The 19,576-nt window shown below is 38.9% G+C and carries 13 protein-coding genes; 9 read left to right on the plus strand and 4 right to left on the minus strand.

The window, feature by feature from the left end:
* Positions 1 to 144 precede the first annotated feature (144 nt).
* From ACE198_RS15520 to ACE198_RS15540, 5 genes are read left to right on the plus strand one after another with little or no spacing between them, the layout of a single operon-like run.
* Positions 145 to 1,218, plus strand: coding sequence for a Wadjet anti-phage system protein JetD domain-containing protein (locus ACE198_RS15520; protein WP_375376161.1), 1,074 nt, complete (start codon positions 145 to 147; stop codon positions 1,216 to 1,218).
* Positions 1,209 to 2,720: a hypothetical protein gene (locus tag ACE198_RS15525; RefSeq protein ID WP_375376162.1), complete on the plus strand. Its 1,512-nt coding sequence runs from the start codon at positions 1,209 to 1,211 to the stop codon at positions 2,718 to 2,720. Before ACE198_RS15520 ends, ACE198_RS15525 begins: the two co-directional genes overlap by 10 nt.
* Entirely contained in the window at positions 2,720 to 3,466 is a 747-nt protein-coding gene (locus ACE198_RS15530) for a DUF6063 family protein (protein ID WP_375376163.1), read from the plus strand. Before ACE198_RS15525 ends, ACE198_RS15530 begins: the two co-directional genes overlap by 1 nt.
* The gene (locus ACE198_RS15535; protein ID WP_375376164.1) at positions 3,444 to 7,913 is read left to right on the plus strand and encodes a hypothetical protein; all 4,470 of its coding nucleotides are present in this window, start codon (positions 3,444 to 3,446) and stop codon (positions 7,911 to 7,913) included. Before ACE198_RS15530 ends, ACE198_RS15535 begins: the two co-directional genes overlap by 23 nt.
* Before the next feature lie 58 nt (positions 7,914 to 7,971).
* Positions 7,972 to 8,751, plus strand: coding sequence for a Cof-type HAD-IIB family hydrolase (locus ACE198_RS15540; protein ID WP_251456003.1), 780 nt, complete (start codon positions 7,972 to 7,974; stop codon positions 8,749 to 8,751).
* 80 nt (positions 8,752 to 8,831) lie between these two features.
* On the opposite strand, the gene ACE198_RS15545 is transcribed toward ACE198_RS15540, so the two are convergent.
* A complete protein-coding gene (locus tag ACE198_RS15545) occupies positions 8,832 to 9,158 on the minus strand; it encodes a replicative helicase loader/inhibitor (protein ID WP_251456001.1) in 327 nt (108 codons plus the stop codon).
* 294 nt (positions 9,159 to 9,452) lie between these two features.
* On the opposite strand from ACE198_RS15545, the gene ACE198_RS15550 reads away from it, so the two are divergent.
* The gene (locus ACE198_RS15550) at positions 9,453 to 11,789 is read left to right on the plus strand and encodes a YhgE/Pip family protein (protein ID WP_375376165.1); all 2,337 of its coding nucleotides are present in this window, start codon (positions 9,453 to 9,455) and stop codon (positions 11,787 to 11,789) included.
* 72 nt (positions 11,790 to 11,861) lie between these two features.
* Here the strand turns inward: ACE198_RS15550 and gltC are convergent, their stop codons facing one another.
* Complete coding sequence (gltC, locus tag ACE198_RS15555; RefSeq protein ID WP_098575164.1) at positions 11,862 to 12,773, minus strand: glutamate biosynthesis transcriptional regulator GltC; 912 nt, start codon at positions 12,771 to 12,773, stop codon at positions 11,862 to 11,864.
* A 146-nt stretch (positions 12,774 to 12,919) separates the two neighbouring features.
* Here gltC and gdhA point away from each other — a divergent pair, with 146 nt between their 5' ends.
* Positions 12,920 to 14,302 (plus strand): NADP-specific glutamate dehydrogenase, encoded by a 1,383-nt coding sequence (gene gdhA / locus ACE198_RS15560; RefSeq protein WP_375376166.1) that lies wholly within the window; start codon positions 12,920 to 12,922, stop codon positions 14,300 to 14,302.
* A 110-nt stretch (positions 14,303 to 14,412) separates the two neighbouring features.
* On the opposite strand, the gene ACE198_RS15565 is transcribed toward gdhA, so the two are convergent.
* Positions 14,413 to 15,846, minus strand: coding sequence for a DHA2 family efflux MFS transporter permease subunit (locus ACE198_RS15565; RefSeq protein WP_375376167.1), 1,434 nt, complete (start codon positions 15,844 to 15,846; stop codon positions 14,413 to 14,415).
* Between the two features lie 251 nt (positions 15,847 to 16,097).
* Between ACE198_RS15565 and ACE198_RS15570 the strand changes: the two genes are divergently transcribed.
* The gene (locus ACE198_RS15570) at positions 16,098 to 16,724 is read left to right on the plus strand and encodes a DNA-3-methyladenine glycosylase (protein WP_375376168.1); all 627 of its coding nucleotides are present in this window, start codon (positions 16,098 to 16,100) and stop codon (positions 16,722 to 16,724) included.
* A gap of 176 nt (positions 16,725 to 16,900) precedes the next feature.
* On the opposite strand, the gene ACE198_RS15575 is transcribed toward ACE198_RS15570, so the two are convergent.
* A complete protein-coding gene (locus tag ACE198_RS15575; protein WP_375376169.1) occupies positions 16,901 to 17,617 on the minus strand; it encodes a hypothetical protein in 717 nt (238 codons plus the stop codon).
* A 331-nt stretch (positions 17,618 to 17,948) separates the two neighbouring features.
* On the opposite strand from ACE198_RS15575, the gene thrC reads away from it, so the two are divergent.
* Positions 17,949 to 19,352 (plus strand): threonine synthase, encoded by a 1,404-nt coding sequence (thrC, locus tag ACE198_RS15580; RefSeq protein WP_375376170.1) that lies wholly within the window; start codon positions 17,949 to 17,951, stop codon positions 19,350 to 19,352.
* Positions 19,353 to 19,576 lie beyond the last annotated feature (224 nt).

Genomic DNA, 19,576 nt, shown 5'->3' on the forward strand with positions numbered 1-19,576 from the left:
TAGCATTGTTTTTTGTCCTTTCGCATCCGGTCACTATTTTAAGAAAATTTCATTTACCAACCATATCACAACTAGTTTATAATAAAAGGATGTCCAAATTGGCTGTAATAGTCTATTTCTATGAAACTAAGAAGATCTAAGTAGGTGAATACAATCGACATCATTGAAACACGGGTGAGAAGTTTTATAGCTGATATTCAACACCCTAAACAAAAAAAGAAAATAAATATTAACGATTTAGAACTTCAGTTGCGGAAGCTAATAGATGATTATTTTGAAATGGATGGTTATTCGCTGTTTTATCGTGCCATTGAAACATTGAAAGAAGAAGGACAACTAATCCCCATTCTAAATAATCAATATAATGGAAGAACACCATCTCTATCGTTATATCACTGGGTAAATTTAAAAGTTCAGGAAAACAAATGGAATCGTCTTGAAATGATGAAATTAGGTGATCAGTTTGATTTTTCCTTTTATGAACGGCATCCTGAATGGCAAACGAAAGATGAATGGAATCGTATCCAGAATGTCTATACATTTCTAAAGTCCAGTCAGGAACGGGAGGTCGTGTCAGTCGAAGAAAGAAGCCTGGAGCTTTTTGGTCATGAAAAATTCTTACTCGACAGTGATAGCTTTCCTGATGGAAAAGGTTTTTTAGCTAGAATTGGCATTGGAGAAGACCAGCTTAAAATGGTAAACTACGGCGAGCCTTTTGTCTTTTGGATGAAACAAGGGAAAGAAATGAAAGATATTCAGAGAGTTCTAATCGTCGAAAATCTATCTTTCTTTCATACATCCATTAAGTTATTGGAAGCAAATCAACTCGACTATGAACCGGAACTGATTATTTATGGTGAAGGAACGAAAATTGAACGGAGCTTCTCCTTTTTCTTTAGAATGTTTCCACCTAAATCCTATCTTTTCTATTATGCAGGAGACCTTGATGCTGCAGGTTACGGAATCCTTATTCGGCTTATCGAAAAATATCCAGATTGCTGTATTCAGCCTGCCTTAAAAATTTACCGAAAGATGCTCGAATGTATAGAACGAAGGAATGAACAGAAACAAGGTCAAACACAAAACCTCAAATACCGTGATTTATTCTTTCAATGGTTTACAGAAGAAGAGCAAGCGCTATTACAGGATTTATGGCAGGAAAATAAGCGGATAGCGCAAGAAGTGTTAACGATCGAATCATGGAGGCGATGGATGTGAACGAGTCATGGGAAGGATTCGCCCAGCGGATGCAACGATTAAATCCATTATTTGAACTTGGCAGAGGAATGGAGGTGGGGGATCTAAAACCTCATATCCAAACCATTCTCATGCATGTGCTTCTCACCATTTTTTATCGAGAATTAAATGATGATGATCATAGAAGTAAATCCGATATCAAATACATGGTGGAAGATTCCATAAAGCAAATGAAGCTTTTAGCAGACGAAAAGCAAATTGAACGAATTACCAGTGGCCTTTTATATCAGGGAAAGGAAGAGTATAGTAAACCGTTTGAAGCCCTATATTACGATGAAATCAAACAATCGTGGGAAACGCAAACCTATCGATATGTCACGATGGATGAATTATATACGAACTTAGAAATAGGCGGATCCATTGTTTATAAACTCACGGATGTCTCTCAGGAAATGATTTTTATGAGCAGAGAAATGGCAGAGGAATTCTCCATTACAATAGAACAGCTCTATAGTATGCAGTTGATTAAAAACGGTAATTTTCGAAAAGCTACACGAAACCTCGATCACCTCATTTCAAGAGTAAACCGCTTAATGGCAAATGAATTCACCTTTCAAAAAGAAATGATTAACAATCCCAAAATCTTATTAATGGAAGAGGAATGGCAAAGGGCCGACAATCGGGTTGAAATTGAAAAGCAATTTGAAGAAGAAAAGAATCACTTCCGGACCATTACTAATATGATAGAAAAGACCAAACGCAGGAATGAAGAAGATGATTTTATGCAGAAAGAATTGATTCTTCTTCAAGAAAAAATTGGCCATACAAGACAATTGCATGATCGTTTTGCTAAGCTAGTCATTCAAAATATTTCCTATGAAATGAAATTAAAGGCGGAAAACCCTTCATTGTTTTGGGAAAACAGTCTGGTTTCATTTCGGGAGCATTTTTATGAAAATTGGTTCAGGCAAGAAGGGATCAAAAATTTCGAGATAATAGAGGGTGTCCTTTCCCCGTTATTTTCACCGAAGAATGAATTTATTCTGCCGCTCGATTGGATTTGGGGAGAACAAGAATTTGATGAAAAACAACTAACTGATGCCATTATTGAAGAAGAGGCAGAAGAAAACATTACTCGGTTGCGAGTGACGAACTGGGATTCAGTTATTAAGGCATGGAGTTATGTTTTTCAATTTTTACAAACAAACCGTGAGTTCTCGTTAGCTGATATAGCCGAGCTGCCACTAGAAGTACAGGATTTATGGTTTGAAGAATCTGAAACGATTGATTTGTGGATGATGTTCGATAAAAAACCGCTGAAGATTCAAGTGCTGCATCGAAAGGAAGAAACCTTAACAGATGAGAGGGAAATTCTTCTTTATAAATTAATGAAGGAATATCCGCAATTTCAAGTCTTCGAAGGCTTAAAGATTTATACCATGTTTGACCATCGGGCAGAGCCGCATCAATGGTATCAAATGAAAATTACCCCTTTTAAAATTTGTGTTCAGGAGGAGAAATGATGAATGCAGAAACGATCAAAAGAGCATCAGCTGTCTATTTTTCTTTATTGAAAGATAAAGTCATCGACGAAAATAGCGAACACTTCCAGACATATTTTGATCCGGAAGTGAGACAGACCGTTCTTTTATTGGCAGACGAATCAGGTACATATATCATTGAATCGCCTAAACGGATCCACTTAGTTGTTCAGCCAACCGGATCTGTCTTTGCTACGAATTTTACCCATATGAAGGAAAAGCATAGACAAGTTGAAACGAAGAAACATTTTCATCTGATTAGCGTTGTCATTATGTCCTTTTTAGCAGCCATAGACCGCAACCAGGCAGCAAAAATCCGCACAAAGCGGGAAGGGATTAGTTACTATGCATTAGAACGGCAAGTCAATGACTTAATGATGAAATGGGAGAGCATTCTTAAAATTGAACCGACCTTCGGAGAAGAAGAACGGATTGATATGAAGGAAGTTGTAACAACATGGAAATACATGGAGGTTGACTCGGATGATTATGGGAGTAAAAAAGGCAATAGACGGACCCGTATCGGTTTAATTGCCGGCGCTATGCGCTTATTAGAGACAGAGGGGCTTATTGTCATTCTTGATCGGGACGATATAGCTAAGGTTATTCCCAAACAAGAGCTTTTTGAGCGAATTGAATATTTGTATCATGATTATGATCGTTATGAAGTTTTTAAAAAATTATTGACTACAGAGGAGGATATGCATGCCGAAAATCCATCGAATTAGAATTGTCGGCCTCAAGTATGATGGCATGCAAAAGCAATATAAAGATACCACGTTTAATTTTCATAATGATGAGACATCAACAAATGGGCTCATTGCCATGATGAATGGGGGAGGGAAAGGTGTGTTCCTCCAGACTATTTTCCAAGTACTCAAACCTGGAACATCGTGGGGAAAACAAAACAATCGATATTATCAGCAGTTTTTCTTTAACAATAAAGAGCAATTTATTCCCTATACCTTCCATGTTCTCATTCAGTGGGAATTAGATGGGGCGGACAACCGGCATCTGGTGACGGGCGGGATGTTCTCAGCCGAGCAGCGGATTTCGATGAATGATGAAGGTGGACATGAAGGGATACCATTGGAACAGGAAGCAAAAATCCTCCCTATTTTTACCTTTTATACCAGAGAATTTGAACGGAAAGAAGAGGCATCGCTTGAGCATATTCCACTTTATGAAAATGGTGAGGTTGCTGAAACGGAAAGCTTAAAGGACTATCTAAAATGGAATGGATATGACGTTTACCGAGATCCGAAGAAGCACTATCGCATCCTTGATACATATGGTATTAATCGTAAAGACTGGGATATTATGAAGGACATTAACAAGGATGAAGGCGGCGTTGGAAAATATTTCGAGGGCGCTGAGGATGATCATTCTCTCTTTCAGAAACGAATCATTCCTACAGTAAGTCAAGTGTTGCATCGAGCTGAACATCAAAAGAACGATTTAGTAGAAATTTTCAAAAGCCAGGCTAGTATCGCGAAGGACCTGCCTGTTCTGTTAAAAAGAGAGCAAGCCCATAAAGAATTTTTAGAAGACATTGTCCCATTTGAAGAGTACGTAGCTAAAGGAGTAGAACATAAAGAAATTGTTCATGCAAGTATACAGACCGGAAGACAACTGCTTGGTGCATTAGAACACTTGAAGCAATCGGAAGAGGAAATGCTGCATGGTTTAGAGAAAAAATTGGAAAAACTGGCGATTAGACAGGCAGATTTGCGCTATCAGAAAGATAATTTAGAGTTTGCGAAAGCTCATAGAGAGGTCATGGACTGGGAGAAGAAATTAGTGGAAGAAAGGGAGAAACATACTTCCTTACAAACAATTGTTAAAGTGAAACAGGAACGAAAAGCACAACTAGACTTTCAGCTGTTATTAAAAGAGTGGAGTGAAAACGAACAAACTATTCGCTCTCTATCACAGCAGATTGCGACATTAGAGCAAAACAGCGGCTTAGAGCAAGTGAATCAAAGAATGGAAGAAATTAAACAAGAAGTTAGAAAGCAATGGGAGCAATCCTATTTGTTGATTCAAGATGGTGTAAAACGGTATTTGGGCTATCAAAAGTTCTTACATAAAAAAGCATCGGGGCTGTTGCAGCAGGATAAACAAAAGACAAAAGAAATAGCTCAACTAAGTACGGAAATTGATTTTCTTTATACACAAATGCATAGGTTTGAGTTGAAGGAAGCGGCACTTATCCAAGAATTTGGCGATCGCTTAACCTATGACTTAAAGGGCTTGATCGAGAGTTTTTTGAAACAAATTGAAGATAAAAAGGCTGGATTAGTTGAGCTGCAGGCAAAAGATAAAGAATCTAGTGAAAAGCAAAATCAACTTGCCACTTCACATGGTACGCTTGTCCAATCGATTCAGTATTCACAGGAAAAATGTGAAGACTTAAACATAGCAAATGAAGAGCAAAAACAAAAAGAGGTAAAACTCTTTGATAAGCTACTTGGTTTAATTGATGATGTCACAGCACCATTTACTCAATCACTCTTGTCGAAGTACGCATTACAAATAGAAGAAATTCTAGGCAATAACCGCCAACAAGCTGAACAAATAAAGAAGGAACTTTGGGAAACACAACTCGACCATTCCTTAAACGATGAGCCCTTCTGGATCGCAAACAAGGATGTGAAGGAATTAAAGGAATGGATCGATGAGAAGACGGGAATTGATGTATTTTATGGAACCCAATTTCTCCAATCATTAAGTTCAGAGGAAGTGGCTCATTCCCTTATGACGTATCCGCTCCTTCCATACGGGTTGGTCGTAAGCGGGCAGCAATGGCAAAAAATTAATCAGCAGGTTCTTACAGGAAGGATGTTTAAAAGTCCTGTACCAATTTTCTTGCGTGAGGAAATGAACAGCGAATACCACCACCCGTCCTTTGTGATTATTAATGGATCGGAAAAAGATCTATTAAGTGATAAAAATCAATTCACCAGTTGGAAAATAACGATTGCTAAACAAATAGACGAAAAGAAAGATACACTTCTAGAAATTGAAAAGACAGAAATCTCCCTGCGTCGTATTTTAAAAGAAATTGATCGATTTTTATCTAGCGAACTTTCGACTGATATCGAAAAAGTTCTCACTCAGGAACAAAACGCTCTACTTACTAAAAAGACACAATTGCAGGAAATTAAAACACAGGAAGAAAAAGAAAAAGTATTACAGCTTGGGTTAAAAGAACAACTAGAAAAGACAAAAGGTAAAATTGAGAAACTTACTAAAAATGTAGAAAAATTAGAGGAGTTTGATCAAGAAAAAACTCTTCATCATGAAAATAAACGGGTGAAACTCGAGAAAGAAATGCTAAAGGAAGCCTTAGGAGCTCAGCAGCAAGAAATAGGGAAAGAGCACCAGAATACAGTTGAACTACAAAACCAGTGGAATCAAACGTATGTGGAATGGAAGCTTACAACCGAGCAAAATATTAAGGAAATCCGGTTTTTTATTAAAGAAGCAGCTTTTCCTGCTGAGGAAAAAGCCGAACAATCCGAAGAGGTCCCTCATCTTTCAACGCATTTACTACAAGAGATTAACGGAAGTACGGAAGAGTTAAAACAGCTTCAAAAATCAAAAGAAGAACAGGCTAGAGAATTACTCGTTCTTCAAGCAAAAAGAGAAACCGAACAAAAGCAGCAAAAGAAATTAGAGAAAAAACTGACTACCCATGATCAGGACTGGAATAAAGCAGCAGAACCTGATGAACCTCTAAGTATATTAGAGACTATGCTGCATACGGCACAGAAGGAAGCGAAGACAGCAGAAAAAGAAGAACGGGAACAAGGAACGGCTGTAACGGTGGCGGAAACGTCCTTAAAGCATGCGGGTGAACAGCGTGATAAGTTAGGGAAGAAAGTCGAGAAACATGAAAAACAGCCTGAACAGTGGGAAGCCCTTGACTTAGAAGTCAAGGAAGTAGAAATTAAAGACCAAACAAGATTAGCGAAAGAAGAAATCAAGCAGGCTGAGAAACGCCAAAAAGAAACGGGCTCCAAAATTACGGGTTATGAAGGCGATTTATTAACGCTTTCCGTTATCTTAAAAGAGGATGCTGCAGTTTTTACGAATGATGATCTAGAGAAAATTAAGAGTCAAGGAAAAGCGTGTATCCTAGCCTGGTGTGAAGAACATCAAGCGATTCAGGATGAAGGCCAAGAGAAGCATGCGAAAATCGATCAATCATTAAGGAATTTAAAGCTCACGATTGAAGGGAAAGATTGGGAGATACGTTTTAAAAATGAAGTGTTAACGACACTAGACCATTTGGATACAAGGCATTATTCGCATATCCAGTCCATCGTTAAAAATATGAAACGTTTTTCACAAAGTGGATTGGAACAATTAGAACGCGACAAAGAAAGAGCAGAAAGAGCTCAAAACTTTTGGGCCAGCCGTGCCAGCATGAAAGTAATGAGCATTTCAGAGGCCATTCGTTCGATGGTTTCGAAAATGAAGCTAAAAAATGAACGAGGATCATTTCCACTTGTCCAGCTCAAAGAAGATATCTTACCTAAAAAGGCTGAAGATATCGAACCACTGCTAAAGCAGCACTTTGTAACTGCCATTAACAAAATTACCAAACAATTTGATATGATTGATGACAATAACCGATTATTAGATGAAGAAATCAAACAACTGATAAGTGATGAGCAAATTTTATTTGTTTCACTTCGAAATCGATACCCTGAACTGCTGGTCTATAATATGCGAACAGATAATGCCTTTATGTACGGGAAACCGCAAAAAGAACATTATTCTACCTGGCAGACGATTAATCAGGGTTCTAAAACGAAGTCCGATGGCAGTGGGGGACAGAAGTTATCTGCCCGAATGGTAATGATGATGATGTTATTATCCGTCAAAAGCGAAACCATTCAAAGCTGGGTTCCATTAGTCTGTGATAATCCGTTCGGTCAGGCCGCTTCCGCACATGTCCTTGACCCGATCTTCGCAGTCGCCGAAAAACTGAAGTTCCAATTCATCGTCGTTACTCCGCCTGAACTGGTAAAAACGGAAATCAGCCAAAGATTTGACGCCTATTATAAATTAGATTTCATTCGTGAAAAAGGAAAAGAAATTGTTTCAGACACGATTGTTCCAGCCTTTCGGATTTATCAAGGGGAGGCAGTCGCTCAGGTAAAATAATAAATAAACCCAATGGGAATTAATAAGAAAAATACACATCGAAAGCAGGAATCATAAAATGACCAATAAAAGTATTATATTCTTTGATATAGATGGCACGCTGCTTAATCATGATAAAGAACTACCGCTTTCAACGAAAGAATCCATTTTTAAATTAAAAGAACTTGGACATGAAGTAGCCATAGCAACAGGACGAGCCCCGTTTATGTTTGAGGATCTGCGAAAAGAATTGGATATTACTACATTTGTAAGTTATAACGGACAATACGTCGTGTTAAGAGGGGAAGAGTTATATAAAAATTCTTTAAATGCCTCAGCAATTGAAAAGTTAACAGAAGCAGCTCTTCTTAACAATCATCCGGTAGTCTTTATGGATCACGAGGATATGAAAACGAATGTACCAGAGCATAGCTACATTACAGAAAGTATTGCTACATTAAAAATTAGCCGTTTTCCTTCGCACGATCCGCATTATTACAAAGGACGCGAGCTGTTTCAATCTCTCCTTTTTTGTCCAGAAGGAGAAGAGAAACAATATGAACAGGAGTTTCGTGAATTTGATTTTGTAAGATGGCATCCTGTTTCAGTCGATGTACTCCCTAACGGCGGCTCAAAAGCAAAAGGGATTGAAAAAATAGTTGAAAAATTAGGTATCCCAAAAGAAAACCAATTTGCCTTTGGTGATGGGCTTAATGATTTGGAAATGCTGACCACCATTAAAAATAGTGTGGCAATGGGGAATGCGGAAGAAAGAGTAAAGGCAGTTGCAAAATATGTGACAAAATCCGTTGACGACAATGGAATTACTCATGGTCTCCAAATGGTGGGTCTATTATAACTTTATACAGATAAACTATAAAAACCGAAATATAAGTTTTCTTTTGGAAGCTTTATATTTTCGGTTTATTTTTTATTATGTTAAACATTTTTTCTTGCTGAATATTCGGAAAGCCATTCAGGTATTGAATTTCGATGGTCAGATTTCCATTCACGTTTTATTTTCTTCTTTCCATTTTGTAATGTTTCTGGGAAATCATTTTCTGCTGATGTGAATACTGCGATATCAGCAAACGCAGGTGGAAAGGGGCTTTTTCGAATGTGGTTTTTCACCTGGCCCATTACTATTTCGTAATCTATTTCTGAACAAAATTGGAACCATTGCTGGACCGTCTCGCCCTTTAATACGCAGTTGGGATATACCGATTCTATAAGTATTAAAAGTTTAACTACCTCTTCCTTGGTCATAGTGATGTTCTCCTAACACAATTTCCCTTCATGAATCAACCGATCCATCCTATCGGGAATAGTTGTTTGCCATTTTTCTCCGCTACTAGTATTGACTTGATGGTCTATTCTCAAAACAAAAATCAATACTGAAATGGTTGAAACTAAAAATAAGTTGTGGTATTATAACAAAGTCTTATAAATGACTAAAAAACTAAAATGGTCAATCGGGTGAATATTTTTTTGTTTCAAAATGACTAAATGGGGATTACGGTCACAACGGACTGAAATAAGAATTTGAATGAGGTGATCTACATGAAATTTTTCCCTTCTGTGAAAAGTGAATTTCTACGGATTTTTCGGACGCGTAAATTGCTAATCGCCATTATCGGTGTAATGACGATTCCTGTTCTTTATAGTGGAACCTACTTATGGGCTTTTTGGGATCCATATTCCCATTTGGACAGAATGCCTGTAGCAATTGTCAATAATGACCAAGGTGCCGAGTACAATGGAGAGCACTTAACAGTTGGCAGTGATTTAGTTGAGAATTTGAAAGAGAAAAAAACTTTTAATTGGAATTTTGTCAGTACAGAAAAGGCAAAACAAGGTTTGAAGAGTCAAGATTATTATTTGGAAATTGAAATTCCAAAAGACTTTTCAAAAAATGCCACGACGTTACAAAGTGAAAGTCCTAAAAAACTAAATCTAATTTATACCGTAAATGAAGGTAATAACTATTTATCATCCAAAATCGGCGATTCAGCTGTTGAAAAGATAAAAGCAGCCGTTTCCGAATCCGTCACCAAGACCTATGCCGAGTCCATGTTTGACAGTTTAAAGGATGTCGCTAAAGGGTTGAACAAAGCTAGTGATGGAGCAGGGGAACTTTCAAACGGGATGGCAGAAGCCAAAGAAGGGGCCGGTAGTTTATCAGATGGAATTACATCTGCTAACAGTGGTGCAGAAAAATTAGCGAATGGTGCAAAATCAGTGGACGATGGCGCTAAAACGATTAAGCAAAACCTTGAGGCTTTAGCAGATAAATCTCTTGCTTTTTCAAATGGAGTGGTTTCAGCTTCGTCGGGTTCAAAACAGCTCCAAAGCGGATTGCAGCAATTCAGCAATGGTCTCAGCCAAATGAATGATGCCAATACGAAGTTGATAGCAGGTGCGATAAAAGCGGAGGATGGCACGAAGCAATTAGCTGATGGATTAACATCTGCTGCAGAAAATGTTCCTAGTCTGCAAAACGGAGCAAAGCAGATTGTAAATGGTTCTGAGCAGCTCTCAGCTTCCTTAGGTAGTTGGAAGACAGGAGCTGACCATACCAAGTCCGGTGCAGATACGGTCAGTCAAGGACTTCAGCAGCTGCTCGATCAAGTAAGCAGCATGGAGGATAGTACGACTGATCCAACAGAGAAGGAAAAAATAAACGCACTAAAGGATAGCCTGACCAAATTGTCGAAAGGCAGCCAGCAGGTTGCTTCTGGTGTAGGAGATTTGTCTAGCAGTGCTGAGAAGATAAAACAAGGCTCCGATTCATTAGCCGAAGGGGCTAATCAGTTGAATCAAGGACAACAGAAACTGGCTGATGGTATTACCCAATTATCTGGCGGAGCAAAACAGGTATTAAATGGCCAAGAACAGATAACTCAAGGACTTACCCAGTTTGGTGCAAAGATTGATGAAGCACAAAAAGGATTCGGTCAACTTGAAAGTGGTTCAAACAGTCTAACTTCAGGGTTAGGGAAATTATCATCCAGTTCCGCTTTATTGAATGAAGGGACAAATAAGTTAGCACAGGGGGCAAATAAATTAGCATCTGGCACCACATCGCTATATCAGGGTGAAAAAGACTTAAATAACGGAATGTCCGCCCTTGCGAGTGGTTCGAAGGATTTGAACAGCGGGATGACTAAACTAGTGGATGGATCGAAGGAATTGGGCGATCAACTATCTGAAGGAGCTAAGGATGCCAGTGATGTAAAAGCCAATGATCGAGTTTATGATATGTTCGCTGATCCAGTAAAACTTTCAAACAACAAGATGAACCATGTTCCAAACTATGGCAGTGGATTAGCACCTTATTTCTTGTCACTTAGTCTTTTTGTCGGTGCTCTAATGCTCTCCGTTATTTTTCCAATGTTTGAACCAGCCTCGGAGCCGAAGAACGGTTTTAGATGGTTCATTGGAAAAACCAGTGTTATTTTAGCAGTAGGAATTGGCCAGGCGCTTTTAGTAGATGCGGTTATGCTGTCGGGTCTTGGTCTCGAAGTGAAGAGCATTCCATATTTCATAATGCTAAGTATCTTTACGAGCTGGGCATTCTTAGCCATCATTCAATTCCTTGTTACAGCTCTTGATAATCCTGGACGTTTCATAGCGGTTATTATCTTAATATTACAGTTAACAGGCAGTGCAGGAACGTACCCGATTGAACTAGGCCCAACATTCCTGCAAAATATAATGAAATTCTTACCTATGACCTATTCGATTTCTGGCTTCAGGTCGATTATCTCAACTGGTGATTTCGGTTATATGTGGAATAATATCGGGCACATTGCGATTTTCTTTGTTTTATTCCTAACTGCAACTTTGATATTTTTTACCATCAAATTCAAACGGCAGTGTCCATTACAGGTACAATAATCATTAAGGATCGGGAGGCAGGACCTTTTAAAAGGCCTGCCTCTTTTTTTACTTCTGGCGGATAAGAACATATTAATTCCGAAACTCATTTAATCTTTCATAAGTTTCAAGCAGAAAATCATAAAATAATGCTTCGGTTGGGAGCAGTTTACGTTGGGTCGGATAGATGACACCGACTGTTCGAGTGAGATTCGCATCGGAAATTGGAAGCACCACGGTAGAACGCGGGGTGTTATCTACCAATGTCATCTCAGGCATCAATGCTACACCTAAGCCTGCAGAGACTAAGCCTTTTAATGCATCGATATCTTTTCCTTCAAAGTCGATTTGTGGTGAAAAACCTGAATCATTGCATGCTTGAACCACCTGTTCGCGAAATACAAACCCTTCAGGAAGGACACAAAATGGGTCATTCCTTAAATCCCGCAGCCGAATTGTTTTCCGATCAGATAATGGATGATGGAGCGGGAGGAGGGCAACGATATTTTCTGTAAATAACGTAGCTCCTTTGATTTTTTTCTCTTTTTCCTGATTGGGCATGGGGGCAATCATGGCCAAATTAAATTCACCGTTTATCACACCATCGATTAAATCATAATAAAGGGCATTACTCATTTGAAATTTCGCTTCTGGGTACCGAATACGGAATGCGTAAATGATAGAAGGCAATGTATGGGCCGCCATGCTAATCGGGAATGCAATTCGAACGGTTCCTTTTTCAGGGTTTAAATTTTCTTCTACTTCTCGCTTTGCGTCCTCCATTAAATACCACACTTGTTTCATTCGTTCATAAAAAATTCTGCCTAAAGGGGTTAACTTTACACTTCTTCCCTCACGTATAAAAAGTTTTACACCTAATTCTTCTTCTAAATTGAAGATTTGTCTGCTGACCGAAGATTGAGCAACATGCAAGGCGACTGCAGCCTCAGTCACATGTTCTCTTTTTGCCACTTCCAAGAAATATTGAATTTGCCTTATTTCCATTTTTATATCACTCCGTTTAATGCGTTAAACGCATTAATTTCATCGAAAATTAAGATTGAAACTATTAATTATAAAATTATAAAATGAAAACACACGTAAGAAAAGGGAATTTTCTTAACTTTATAATACATTAGGGGCTGACCGATATGAAAATGCTGGACAGAGTAGAAGAGAATCAATTGCAAATCGTTAAAGAATACGTAAATCGTTTATTTAAAACGGTTCAAATGCGTAATCCAAATGAAGGGGAATTCCAGCAGGCTGTTAAAGAAGTACTTGATTCTTTAGTACCTGTCCTTGTGAAAAATCCAATATATATTAAGCAAGCTGTCCTCGAAAGAATGATGGAACCTGAGCGCTTAATTAGCTTTCGTGTCCCATGGGTAGATGATCGAGGGAATGTACAAGTGAATCGCGGGTATCGTGTTCAGTTTAGCAGCTCGATTGGACCTTATAAGGGGGGACTACGTTTTCATCCATCTGTTAATGCAAGCATCATAAAATTTCTCGGGTTTGAGCAAATCTTCAAAAACTCATTAACAGGTCAGCCAATCGGCGGTGGAAAAGGCGGTTCTGACTTTGACCCGAAAGGGAAATCCGATTTTGAAATTATGCGATTCTGTCAGAGTTTTATGACGGAGCTTAGCAGACATATCGGGCCGGATGTTGATGTTCCCGCTGGTGATATTGGAGTAGGAGCTAGAGAAATCGGGTATATGTTCGGACAATATAAAAGACTAAAAGGTGCATATGAAGCAGGGGTTCTTACTGGGAAAGGTATTGGTTATGGCGGGAGCTTAGGCCGGAAAGAGGCAACAGGATATGGATTAGTATATTTTGTTGAAGAAATGCTCAAGGATAATGGATTAAGCTTCGAAGGAAGTACAGTGGTAGTATCGGGTTCTGGAAACGTCTCTATTTATGCAATCGAAAAAGCATTGGAATTTGGAGCAAAAGTAGTAGCATGCAGTGATTCAAGCGGTTACGTTTATGATCCAAACGGTATTAATCTAGATACGGTCAAACGATTAAAAGAAATAGAGAATAAAAGAATTTTTGAATATGTTAATGAACATCCAGATGCAATCTATCAAGAAGGGTGTTCAGGCATCTGGTCCATCCCTTGTGATATTGCATTACCTTGTGCAACGCAAAATGAGTTAAATAAGGAAGCGGCAGACATTTTAGTTTCGAATGGTGTTAAGGCAGTGGGAGAAGGTGCAAATATGCCTTCAACTCTGGAGGCAATCGAGACGTTTATCGAACATCATGTTTTATTTGCTCCTGCCAAAGCAGCAAATGCAGGTGGAGTTGCAGTCTCTGCGTTAGAAATGGCGCAAAATAGTGCAAGGCTGGCATGGACACAAGAAGAAGTGGACTTAAAATTACAAGGAATTATGAAAGATATATATTCTAAGAGTATAAAGGCATCAGTAGATTATGAAGCACCTGGGAATCTAGTTGTCGGTGCTAATATCGCTGGATTCGTAAAAGTAGCGGATGCAATGATTGCACAGGGAGTAATATAAGTTATAGGACTAAATCAACACTATTAAATAACAAAAAGTCACCAATTGGTGGCTTTTTGTTATTTTGTGAGAAGCTATAGGAAGTCCTCAGACAATATTAGAAATAATCATTAATGCATTGGATTCATTGCTGAATGGTTGACGACAACGCGGCGGATGAAGAAGGCCAAAACGAGACCGACCAGCGTCACGATCATCGCAAACAAGAACACATGCTGTGAGCCCGCCGTCATAGCGTTAGCAACCTCTGTCTGCTGAGTTGGTGCAGAGGAGTCATGCAAATACTTCTCCATTCCAGATGTGAGGATGATGATTGCGATTGCTGTACCAATCGCACCCGCGACCTGCTGCAACGTGTTCATGACTGCCGTTCCGTGTGGGTATAAGGCAGGTGGCAGCTGGTTCAGGCCGTTGGTCTGTGCAGGCATCCACACCATGGAAATGCCGATCATTAATCCGATATGAAGGACGACGATAAAAGCGACCGATGATGTGGTCGATATGCTGGAGAAAAACCATAACGTTACCGCAACGACAACAAGTCCGGGAATAACCAGCCACTTCGGTCCATACTTATCGAATAAACGTCCCATCCGCGGTGATAAGATGCCGTTTAGCGCGCTGCCCGGCAACAGCATGAGTCCAGCAGTAAATGCCGACAGTTTCATACCATTTTGAAGAAACATTGGCAGAATAATCATGCTCGACAAAATGATCATCATACACGAGAGCACCATAAGTAATCCTACATTGTACATTGGATACTTGAAGACGCGCAGGTCCATCATCGGGTCCCTCATAGTCATCTGCCGTAGTGTGAACAAAGCGAGCGCGATTAACCCGATAGCAATAGAAGCAAGCACGACTGTGCTGGTCCAACCCTCGGAACCTTCTCCTGCTTTGCTGAAACCGTAGACAACCCCTCCGAAACCGATGGTTGATAATACCACGGATAGTAAGTCAATCCGAGGCTTTGTTACATCGGTGACATTTTCCAAATATTTCAGCCCTACCAACAGCCCAATAACCAAAAATGGAAGCGAGAGCCAGAAGATGTAGTGCCATGTAAAATATTCGATTAGGAGACCTGCAACAGTTGGGCCAGTTGCCGGCGCGAACATGATGACAAGTCCAACGAAGCCCATCGCGGCTCCACGTTTCTCAGGTGGATACACGACGAGGATTGTATTGAACATGAGCGGAATCAAAAGACCCATGCCTGCCGCCTGTAGAATGCGAGCGACCATTAGCATTTCAAAGTTGAACGCGAGCGCCGCAATCACTGTGCCGACAATAGAGCTCACGAGCGACCCGATAAACAATTGCCTAGTTGTAAACCATTGTAGCAGCAACCCAGTCATCGGCATTAGAATGCCGAGTGTAAGCAAAAATCCCGTCGTCAACCACTGTGCGGTCGCGGCCGAAATTTGAAACACATCCATTAAATTACTAATCGCAATGTTAAGTGCCGTCTCACTAAACATACCAACAAAACCGCAAATGAGCAGCGACGCCATGATTGCCCGCGTATTATATTGCTTCATTAATCATACCCCTTCTCTCCTGCAAAAATTTCTATATACGTTCCCCTGGAATCGGTCCGTTATTTGATACAATACAGGTCAAAATTCTCCTAGTCAATAAATGAAGAAATTGGCGATAAATGAAACAAAAATCAACATCTATAAAGTTAATATATAACGAGAGGATTAAATGTTAATAATAAACAAACAATTTTTTATAGACATTCAAATATTTTCGTGAAAGAAAATCATTCAAATGGAGGGCATAGAACGTGGTAGAATTTACAAAAGATTTAAAACTATTACCCGAGGATTTTTATGATCAGCCCACCCTTGAACTGGCAAAGGCATTGCTCGGATGCCTCCTTGTAAAAGAAACGAGTGAGGGGATGGCAGCAGGATACATAGTTGAAACAGAGGCTTATATAGGTCCCGGGGATAGGGCTGCACACAGTTACAATAATAGAAGGACGGCTAGAACCGAAGTCATGTTCCAACATTCGGGCCTTGCGTATACTTATATAATGCACACACACTGTCTTTTCAATGTGGTAAGCGGCGGTGTAGAAAAACCAGAAGCAGTTTTGATCCGGGCCCTTGAACCTCAATCGGGTCTCGAGTTAATGAAAATTAGGAGAGGTGTGGAAGAGCTAATAAAATTGACCAATGGCCCTGGCAATTTGACAAAATCCTTGGGGATTACCATGGAGGATTATAGCCATCCCCTTACACTTCCACCCTTATATATCGCCAAAGGCTTTTGTCCGGAAAGCATATCCGTCGGCAAAAGGATTGGAATTGACAAAACGGGTGAAGCACGGGATTATCCATGGCGCTTTTGGGTTACGAATAATCCATATGTTTCAAGGCACCAAAAAGCTGAGTATGTAATTGTCTGAAAAGTAAAAAGGACTTAACTCATTGGTTAAGTCCCTATAATAAATGGATTCGATTAGTTTTCCTTATTAAGTAACAGGCTTGAGGCCTATATTCATTCCTTTCCTAAAGTGTATTCTATCGAAAAGGATTATCCATTTAATCCTTTTGATTCGATTTTACTATTATGAAGTTTTTATTAAAGTAACGACTCTAATTTACACCCCCTCATGTTTAAAATGGTTTGGTTCTGATCACCCGGACCGAGAAAGTCTAATGCGGCAGGAGAAAAGACCGGCACTTTTCTTTTAACGCCCTCCAAAAGTATTCGGATCGATTTCATAACTCCAATATCCTGAAAGACATTGTCTCCTAAGAAAATCTCCATGATTGCTCTCCTGTCAAGGACAGGTTTATTTTTTTTACTATTATCTTTAGTAGCAACAAGCTCATTCGATTCTTTAGTGGTTAGCACTGATTCATATTCTATTTTAGCAACTTCTACTTCCATCGAAGCAACTATTCCGATTTCACGTTTATTTAACATTAAGACGAAGTCGAAGCCTGTTTCTGTTTTCTTCTGTACAATTTTTACTTCATCTGTAATAATCGTGGCAAATTCTACGTATTCATTCGTGTTTGAGTTTTGGGTGTTTTCATTTAGCTTCACAACTCTATAAAATGCTTTTGCTCCAATTCCTTCATCGGTAAAGTCAAAGGGTTTAATACTTTCTGTGCGGACAAAATAGAGTTGATGAACCTTTTTATTGCTATTTAATTGGAGACATAAAGCAACCTCTTCTTTCACCGCCTTTCTCTCCTCACTCGAGAGCATAGGGACATTCATTTTCATTCCAGGAAATTGAATGAAGATGTAGCTGAAGTTTTTCTTAGGTTGTAGATCAGAAAGTCTCATTAACTCACAACCTTTCAATTTTTGTCACAAGATTTTTTTCTTGTAAGAGTAATATTCCATATAATCCTTTTTATTCCTGTAAATGTGTGTTGAGTTTTTATCGTCACTTTCTTATGAAATACGAGGAGTACCCCTATTTGTTGAGTAATTGCGAGGAAATCTACTATCGAAACATGTAATTAATATAAAAACGCTTTCAAAAACGACAATTTATAGACTATTCGCTCAATTATGTTACAATAAATTTTATATATTAAAGTGCCAAGAATATTAGAAGAAAAACAACAGCACCAATATTAATCTAAAAAATTATCAACAATGGAGGATAACTATGAACTTTGTTAGTACACGCGGAAGCGTAAATAAAATTGGTTTTATTGATACAGTCTTAATGGGATTGGCAAACGATGGGGGATTATTGGTACCAGAGAAAATCCCTCAACTTCCTGCAGAAAAGTTAAAGGCAATGTCAAAACTTACTTATCAAGAATTAGCTTTCGAAATCTTTTCCTATTATGTTGACGGTGAAATTCCAGAAAATGAGTTAAAGGAGTTGATCCAAAAAAGCTATGCTAGCTTCCGCCACCCAGAGGTAACACCGGTACAAAAGCTTAAGGATAATATGTATGTATTAGAACTTTTCCATGGACCAACCTTTGCTTTTAAAGATATTGCTCTGCAATTCTTAGGAAACCTATATTCCTATGTTTCAAAGAAGAAGGGTGAAACGATTCATATTCTTGGTGCAACTTCGGGAGATACGGGGGCATCAGCTATTGAAGGCGTAAGAGGAAAAGAAGGCATTCGCATTTGTATTTTGCATCCCCACGGTAAAGTAAGTAAGGTGCAAGAATTACAAATGACGACGATTGATGACCAAAGTGTATTGAATTTGGCTATAAAAGGAACGTTTGATGATGGTCAAAGAATTATCAAAGAATTGTTTGCAGATGTCGATCTAAAGGATAAATATCACCTGCGTGCCATCAATTCCATCAATTTTGTTCGTATTTTAGCGCAGACCGTTTATTATTTCTATGCGTACTTCCAAATTAAAAAAGAGCATGACATAGAGAGTGTTAACTTCAGTGTGCCGACCGGTAATTTCGGAGATATTTTTGCTGGATATCTTGCCAAGAAAATGGGTCTACCAGTTGGTAAACTCATTGTGGCGACAAACGAAAATAATATTTTAGAAGGGTTTATCCGTGATGGTGTGTATAAGCCAGGTGAGTTCCGCAGTACCTATAGTCCTTCTATGGATATCCAAGTAGCAAGCAATTTTGAACGTTATTTGTACTACTTGCTTGATGAAAATCCAATCGAAGTGTCTGCCTTAATGGAGAAATTCAAGACAGAAGGAAAAATTGTCGTGAACGAGGAATTGCTCCATCAGGTGAAAAAGGATTTTGCGGCACATGGAGTTGATGGGGAAGAATGCTTACAAACCATCAGTAAGTACTATGATGAAACAAGGTATTTATTAGACCCACACACTGCTTGTGGAGTCGCGGCATACGAAAAGTGTAATAAACCTAATGAGGTTTGTGTCACTCTTGCAACCGCTCATCCTGCAAAATTTAATGAGTCTATTGAACGTTGTGATATTAAACAGCCATTCCCTGAACAAATTAGTGAATTGTTTAATAAACCACAGCAATTCAAAGTGGTTGAGTCGGATAAAGATGAAATAGTTCGTCAATTAGAAACGCTTTTTCATTTTTCAGCTAAATAAACTCTTTTTATTAGAAAAGGCACCTACCCCTTTAACCGAACTGTGATCCATAAAGTGGACTGTTTAATATAAAACCTTTTATGCAGTTAGTAGATGAATCCGGTATTAGGCGAGGGCACTGAAAAAGCTCAATATCTAAAAAGGCAGATGAAAGTTTCAATGGAATTGAACTTTCATCTGCCTTTTTAATTTATTATTAACGATATTAAATGTATGTATGTGAT

The sequence above is a fragment of the Neobacillus sp. KR4-4 genome (assembly GCF_042136325.1).
In the GTDB taxonomy this organism is placed as follows: Bacteria; Bacillota; Bacilli; order Bacillales; family Cytobacillaceae; genus Neobacillus.

Coding starts and splice junctions, on each gene's coding strand:
- thrC (WP_375376170.1), top strand. CDS start 17,949: ATGAACTTTGTTAGTACACGCGGAAGCGTAAATAAAATTGGTTTTATT.
- ACE198_RS15530 (WP_375376163.1), top strand. CDS start 2,720: ATGAATGCAGAAACGATCAAAAGAGCATCAGCTGTCTATTTTTCTTTA.
- ACE198_RS15535 (WP_375376164.1), top strand. CDS start 3,444: ATGCCGAAAATCCATCGAATTAGAATTGTCGGCCTCAAGTATGATGGC.
- ACE198_RS15550 (WP_375376165.1), top strand. CDS start 9,453: ATGAAATTTTTCCCTTCTGTGAAAAGTGAATTTCTACGGATTTTTCGG.
- ACE198_RS15540 (WP_251456003.1), top strand. CDS start 7,972: ATGACCAATAAAAGTATTATATTCTTTGATATAGATGGCACGCTGCTT.
- gltC (WP_098575164.1), bottom strand. CDS start 12,773: ATGGAAATAAGGCAAATTCAATATTTCTTGGAAGTGGCAAAAAGAGAA.
- ACE198_RS15525 (WP_375376162.1), top strand. CDS start 1,209: ATGGATGTGAACGAGTCATGGGAAGGATTCGCCCAGCGGATGCAACGA.
- ACE198_RS15565 (WP_375376167.1), bottom strand. CDS start 15,846: ATGAAGCAATATAATACGCGGGCAATCATGGCGTCGCTGCTCATTTGC.
- ACE198_RS15545 (WP_251456001.1), bottom strand. CDS start 9,158: ATGACCAAGGAAGAGGTAGTTAAACTTTTAATACTTATAGAATCGGTA.
- ACE198_RS15575 (WP_375376169.1), bottom strand. CDS start 17,617: ATGAGACTTTCTGATCTACAACCTAAGAAAAACTTCAGCTACATCTTC.
- gdhA (WP_375376166.1), top strand. CDS start 12,920: ATGAAAATGCTGGACAGAGTAGAAGAGAATCAATTGCAAATCGTTAAA.